This is a genomic window from Armatimonadota bacterium (genome assembly GCA_031081675.1).
GTDB classification, from domain to species: Bacteria; Sysuimicrobiota; Sysuimicrobiia; order Sysuimicrobiales; family Kaftiobacteriaceae; genus Calidihabitans; species Calidihabitans tengchongensis.
On sequence record JAVHLZ010000007.1, the window covers coordinates 103,841 to 109,430 of the forward strand.

5 protein-coding genes are annotated in these 5,590 nt (G+C 72.4%); all 5 read right to left on the minus strand.

Features of this window, described 5'->3' with window-relative positions:
- Positions 1–62 precede the first annotated feature (62 nt).
- Positions 63–1,349 (minus strand): dihydrolipoamide acetyltransferase family protein, encoded by a 1,287-nt coding sequence (locus tag RB150_04335; GenBank protein ID MDQ7819765.1) that lies wholly within the window; start codon positions 1,347–1,349, stop codon positions 63–65.
- 27 nt (positions 1,350–1,376) lie between these two features.
- Entirely contained in the window at positions 1,377–2,360 is a 984-nt protein-coding gene (locus RB150_04340) for an alpha-ketoacid dehydrogenase subunit beta (GenBank protein MDQ7819766.1), read from the minus strand.
- Between the two features lie 12 nt (positions 2,361–2,372).
- Entirely contained in the window at positions 2,373–3,479 is a 1,107-nt protein-coding gene (locus RB150_04345) for a thiamine pyrophosphate-dependent dehydrogenase E1 component subunit alpha (GenBank protein MDQ7819767.1), read from the minus strand.
- Between the two features lie 136 nt (positions 3,480–3,615).
- On the minus strand, positions 3,616–5,019 hold the full coding sequence (gene lpdA, locus RB150_04350) for a dihydrolipoyl dehydrogenase (protein MDQ7819768.1): 1,404 nt from the start codon (positions 5,017–5,019) through the stop codon (positions 3,616–3,618).
- Positions 5,020–5,112: 93 nt separating this feature from the next.
- On the minus strand, positions 5,113–5,535 hold the full coding sequence (locus RB150_04355) for a DUF2203 domain-containing protein (protein MDQ7819769.1): 423 nt from the start codon (positions 5,533–5,535) through the stop codon (positions 5,113–5,115).
- Positions 5,536–5,590 lie beyond the last annotated feature (55 nt).

Below are 5,590 nucleotides of genomic sequence, written 5' to 3' on the forward strand. Positions count from 1 at the left end.
CGGGGGCGAGGGAGATGCCGTGTGTCCCCGCGTCGCGGTGCCGCGCCCGACCCGCGGCTGCGTCAGAAATCCGTCAGGGCCGCGTCCCCGCCCGCAAACCCCTCCAGCTTTTCCCGGATGCGGTGCAGGAAGCGGTCGGCGACGGCTCCGTCAAAGATCCGGTGGTCGAACGCCAGTCCCAGGTGCATGATGTCCCGGATGGCGATGGCGTCACCCCGCACCACCGGCCGCTTGACGATGGCGTCGGTGGCCAGGATGGCCGCCTGCCCCGGCACGATGATCGGCATCGACCAGATGGAGCCGAACACGCCGGGGTTCGTGATGGTGAACGTCCCCCCCTGCACGTCGTCGAGGGTCAGGGTACCCTCCCGCGCCCGCCGGCCCAGCTCCTCCAGCTCCCGGGCAATGCCCACCAGGTTTTTCTGGTCCGCCTGCTTGATCACCGCCACCACGAGACCCTCGTCCAGGGCGATCCCGATCCCGATGTTGATGGCCCGCCGCAGGATGATGCCCTCGTCGCTCCACGTGGAGTTGACGATGGGAAACGCCTTCAGGGCCTCCACGGCGGCGCGGACAAAGAAGGCCGTGTAGGTGATGTTCACGCCTTCCCGGGCCCGCCACTGGTCTTTGTGGGCCTCCCGCCAGCGGACCAGGGCGGTCATATCCACCTCGATGACCCCGTAGGCGTGGGGAATCTCCCGCTTGGACTGGGCCATGCGCTGGGCCACCGAGCGCCTCAGCGGGGTGAGCTTGAGCAGCTGGTCCCCCGGGTGCAGCACCGGCGGGGGGATGGGAGGAACCGGGGTCGCCGGCGGGGCCCCGGGCGGCGGGGCGGGGGCCGGCGCGGGGCCGGGTACAGCGGGCATGGGGCCAGCCTGCCGGGCCTGCAGGTAGCGCAGCAGGTCGTCCTTGGTCACCCGGCCGCCGGCACCGCTGCCCCGCAGCCGCGCCACCTCCTCCAGAGGAATCCCGTGCTCTTCGGCCAGGCGCCGCACCACCGGCGACAGCCGCACCTTCTCCTCGGCGGGCGGCGGGGCGGCGGGGGGCGGCGCGGGCTCCGGAGCAGGCGCGGCCGCGGCGGCCGGCACCCCGGCGGCAGGGGTCTCTGCGGCGGCGGTCTCCACCAGGGCGATGGGCGTGCCCACGGGCACGGTCTGGCCCTCGGGCACCAGGATCTGGGTGAGGACGCCGCCCACCGGGGCCGGCATCTCCACGTTGACCTTGTCGGTGATGATCTCCACCAGCGGCTCAAAGCGCTCCACCCGGTCGCCGGGCTTCTTCAGCCAGCGGCCGATGGTGCCCTCAAAGGTGCTCTCGCCCAGCTGGGGGAGCCTCACTTCCACGGGCATGGGATCAGTGCTCCTCCCGGCCCGGTCTCAGTACGCCGCCAGCCGGCGCATGGCCGCGGCAATGCGGTCCCGCGTCGGGTAGAACCACTCCTCCAGCGGCTTGCTGTACGGGATCCCGGGCACGTCGGGGCCGCCCAGCCGCATCACCGGCGCGTCCAGGCTCTCGAACGCCTCCTCGGCGATCAGCGCGGCCACCTCGGCTCCGAACCCGCCGAAGCGGTTGTCTTCGTACACGATCAGCGCCCGGTTGGTCTTGGCCACCGACCGCAGGATCGTCTCCTTGTCCAGCGGCCGCAGGCTGCGCAGGTCCACCACCTCGACGCTGATCCCTTCCTGGGCCAGCAGGTCGGCCGCCTGCAGCGACTCGTGCAGCATCCACCCGTAGGCGAACACCGACAGGTCGGTGCCTTCCCGGCGCACCACCGCCGGGCCCAGGGGGACGATGTAGTCCTCGTCGGGCACCTCCCCCCGCACCAGGCGGTACATGCGCTTGTGCTCCAAGAACAGCACCGGGTCGGGGTCGCGCACCGCGGCTTTGAGCATGCCCTTGGCGTCGTACGGGGTGGAGGGGGCCACCACCTTCAGCCCCGGCACGTGAGCGTAGAATGCCTCGATGGACTGGGAGTGGTACAGGGCGGTGCCGTGGGATCCCCCGTAGGGCGTGCGGATGACCAGCGGGCAGCCGAAAGCGTTGTTGGACCGGTAGCGCATCCGGGCCGCCTCGCTGACGATCTGGTCGAAGGCCGGGTGGATGAAGTCGGCAAACTGGATCTCGGCGATGGGCAGCAGCCCGTTGGCGGCCATCCCGATGGCCACGCCCACGATGGACGACTCGGCCAGCGGCGAGTCGATCACCCGCTCCTCGCCGAACTTCTCGTACAGGCCGGCCGTGACCCCGAACACGCCTCCCTTGCGGCCCACGTCCTCGCCCAGGACCACCACCCGCTCATCGCGCTCCATCTCCTCGTGGTGGGCCCGGTTCAGCGCATCCACGTAGCGCAGCTCGGCCATGGCCCTCCCTCCTCACTCCTCCCGCCGCAGCCAGGGGAAGTCGGGCGACCCGCGCCACGCCCCCGGCGGGGTGACCCCGGTCCAGAAGACCGGGTCGTCCTGCGGCGGCGCGTAGACGTAGCGGGCCGCCGACTCGGGCTCGGGCAGCGGCGCGCGCTCGGCGGCGTCGGTGGCCTCGTCCACCTCGCGGCGCACCCGCTCCTGGATGGCCCGCAGGCGCTCGTCGGTGAGGACCCCCACCTGCTCCAGGTACTCCCGGAAGGTGACCAGCGGATCCTGGCGGCGGGCGGCTTCGATCTCGTCCTTGGGCCGGTAGCGCTCCTGCTGGTCGTCGCTGCTGTGGGAGCCCAGCCGCTGCACCCGGTACTCGATCAGCGTGGGGCCCTCGCCCCGCCGGGCCCGCTCGTAGGCCTCCCGGGCCACCCGGTAGCACTCCAGCACGTCGCTCCCGTCGGCCACCACTCCCGGCATGCCGTAGCCCGCCGCCCGGGCGGCGACGCTGCCGCCGGCCACCTGCTTGTGGAACGGCACCGAGATGGCGTAGAAGTTGTTCTCCACCACGAAGATCACCGGCAGCCGGTGCACGCCGGCCCAGTTGAGAGCCTCGTGCCAGTCACCCTCGCTGGTGCCGCCGTCGCCCACGGCCACCATGGTGATCTCGCCGGTCCGGCGCAGCTTGGCGGCGTAGGCGATGCCCACCGCGTGGGGGTACTGGGTGCCCACGGGGCTGCTGGTGGACAGGATCTTGTAGCGCGGGTGGCCGTAGTGGCCGGGCATCTGGCGGCCGCCGCTGCTGGGGTCGGGGGCCCGGGCCAGCAGGCCCAGGAGGATCTCGGTGGGCGACATGCCCTTGACCAGGCAGGCCGCAATGGACCGGTAAAACGGCACGAACCAGTCGCGCTGCTTGTCCATCGGCCACATGGCGCCCACCTGGCAGCCTTCGTGGCCGGGGCCGGAAATCACGAACATCGCCTTGCCGGCGCGCTGCAGGACCCACATGCGCTCGTCCAGCGCCCGCGCCAGGGCGATGTAGTAGTACATGTCCAGGACGTCCTGGTCCGACAGGCCCAGGGTCCGGTGGCGGGCGTCCACCGCCGCCCGGGTGTCGCGCACGCTCATCCTCCCGCCCCCTTGGTCAGCATCCCCACCAACGCCGGATGGTGGGGAAGCCCGCGTGCAGACCCTTCCCGCGATGTGAACAGGCGGCCAGCCGGCGCCCGGGCGGACCCGCGCCGTCGCCCCGCTCGCCGCGGGCTCAGGCGTGGAGGACCCGGCCCAGGGCGTCCAGCGCCGCTTCCTTCAACGCCTCCCCCAACGTCGGGTGCGAGTACACCGCCTCCGCCAGCTCGGTCACGGTGGCCTCCAGGGAGCGGGCCACCACCCCCGCGGCGAGCAGTTCGGTCACCGCGGGTCCCATCATGTGGATGCCCAGGATCTCCCCCACCCGGGCGTCCGCCACCACCTTGACGAACCCTTCCCGCGCGCCCTCGATGGTGGCCTTGCTGCTGGCCTGGAAGCTGAACCGGCCCACCCGCACGTCCAGGCCGCGCTCCCGCGCCTGCCGCTCGGTGAGGCCCATGCTGGCCACCTGGGGGATGGAATAGGTCGGGCGCGGCACCGCGTCGTAGTTCACCCCCCGCTCGCGCTGCCCGGCGATGGTCTCCACGGCGGCGATGGCCTCGTCGCTGGCCACGTGGGCCAGCCGGTACGGGCGCAGGCCCGTGAGCACGTCGCCGATGGCGAACACCGTGCCCGCGGTGGTGCGGAACTGCTCGTCCACCCGGACGGCGCCCTTCTCCAGCTCCACCCCGGCCTCGGCGGCGGCCAGCCCGTCGGTGACCGGCCCCCGCCCCACTGCCACCAGCAGGTAGTCGGCGTCCAGGGTGGACGTCTCCTCTCCCCGGACGACCTCCAGCCGCACCCGGCCTCCCTCCGCCGTGGCCGCCCGCGCGGTGGCCCGGGTGAGAACGGTGATCCCCCGCCGGACAAAAGAGCGCTCCAGCGCCTGGCCGATCTCTTCATCCTCCAGCGGCACCAGGGTGGGCAGCAGCTCAATGATGGTCACCTGGCTGCCCAGGGCCCGGAACAGGCTGGCGAACTCCACCCCCACCGGGCCCGCCCCCAGGATGGCGATGGAGCGGGGGACCTCCTGCAGGTGGAGGGCGTCGGTGCTGTCGATGATCCGGCCGTGGTCGATGGTCACCCCGGGGATGCTGCGGGGGGCTGAGCCGGTCGCGATCAGCACGTGCCGCGCGGACAGCTCGGTCTCCGACCCGTCGGACAGGGCCACCCCCACCCGGGTGGCGCTGAGGAACCGCCCCTCGCCGGCGAAGACGTCGATCCTGTGCTTGCGCATCAGGTACTGCACGCCCTTGTGGAGCTGGTCTACCACCCGCGCCTTGCGCCGGTGCACGGCCGCCAGGTCCACGCCCACCCCGTCCACCGTCAGCCCCAGGTCGCGGGGGTCGCGCAGGTGGTCCAGCAGCTCGGCGGTGTGCAGCATCGCCTTGGTGGGGATGCACCCCACGTGCAGGCAGGTGCCGCCCAGCTTGTCGCGCTCCACCAGGGCGGTGCGCAGGCCCAGCTGGGCGGCACGGATGGCGCCCACGTACCCGCCGGGGCCGCCGCCGATGATGACCAGGTCGTAGGGCTCAGCCATGGATCACCTGCGCGCGGGAGATGTGGGAGGACCCGCAGGTCCCCGGTGGTGTTCGGGGGACGGACAGGCGTTCCTGCCGCAGCGGCGGATCCATCAGTGGACCCGGCTCCCGGGCAGGGCGCTCAGCGGCTTGCGGCCGGCGAACCCTTCGGCCGTCCCGTGCCAGTAGGCGATGGCCTCCTCGCCCAGCCGCCAGCACAGGAAGACCTCGGTCCCTTCCACCACGGCCGGAAAGTCCACCAGGCCCATCTCCACGTCCCGCAGGATGCAGCCGACCTCGTCCAGGCGGCGCAGCAGGCCGGCCGCCTCCCGGGTCAGCGATTCGATCTGGGCGCGGACCCCGGTGAGGTCGTCCAGAACCGGCTCCCCGGACTCCAGGCGCTTCCACAGGACGTCCAGGCGCTCCCGGGCCCGGGTGGCCGCGATGTGGATCTCCCGGAGGCGAACCAGCAGGGGCGTGATCTCGCGCAGCGCCCGGTTGGCCTCGTCGAGGGAGAAGTGCCGCACAAAGCGCATGGGCGCGGGACTCCGCCCCCAGTGTAGGCAGAGCGCGCGTAGAGAGTCAAGGCGC

Bases quoted from the DNA above. Each gene is read 5' to 3' on its own strand.
- RB150_04335 (MDQ7819765.1), bottom strand. From the start codon at position 1,349: ATGCCCGTGGAAGTGAGGCTCCCCCAGCTGGGCGAGAGCACCTTTGAG.
- RB150_04340 (MDQ7819766.1), bottom strand. From the start codon at position 2,360: ATGGCCGAGCTGCGCTACGTGGATGCGCTGAACCGGGCCCACCACGAG.
- RB150_04345 (MDQ7819767.1), bottom strand. From the start codon at position 3,479: ATGAGCGTGCGCGACACCCGGGCGGCGGTGGACGCCCGCCACCGGACC.
- lpdA (MDQ7819768.1), bottom strand. From the start codon at position 5,019: ATGGCTGAGCCCTACGACCTGGTCATCATCGGCGGCGGCCCCGGCGGG.
- RB150_04355 (MDQ7819769.1), bottom strand. From the start codon at position 5,535: ATGCGCTTTGTGCGGCACTTCTCCCTCGACGAGGCCAACCGGGCGCTG.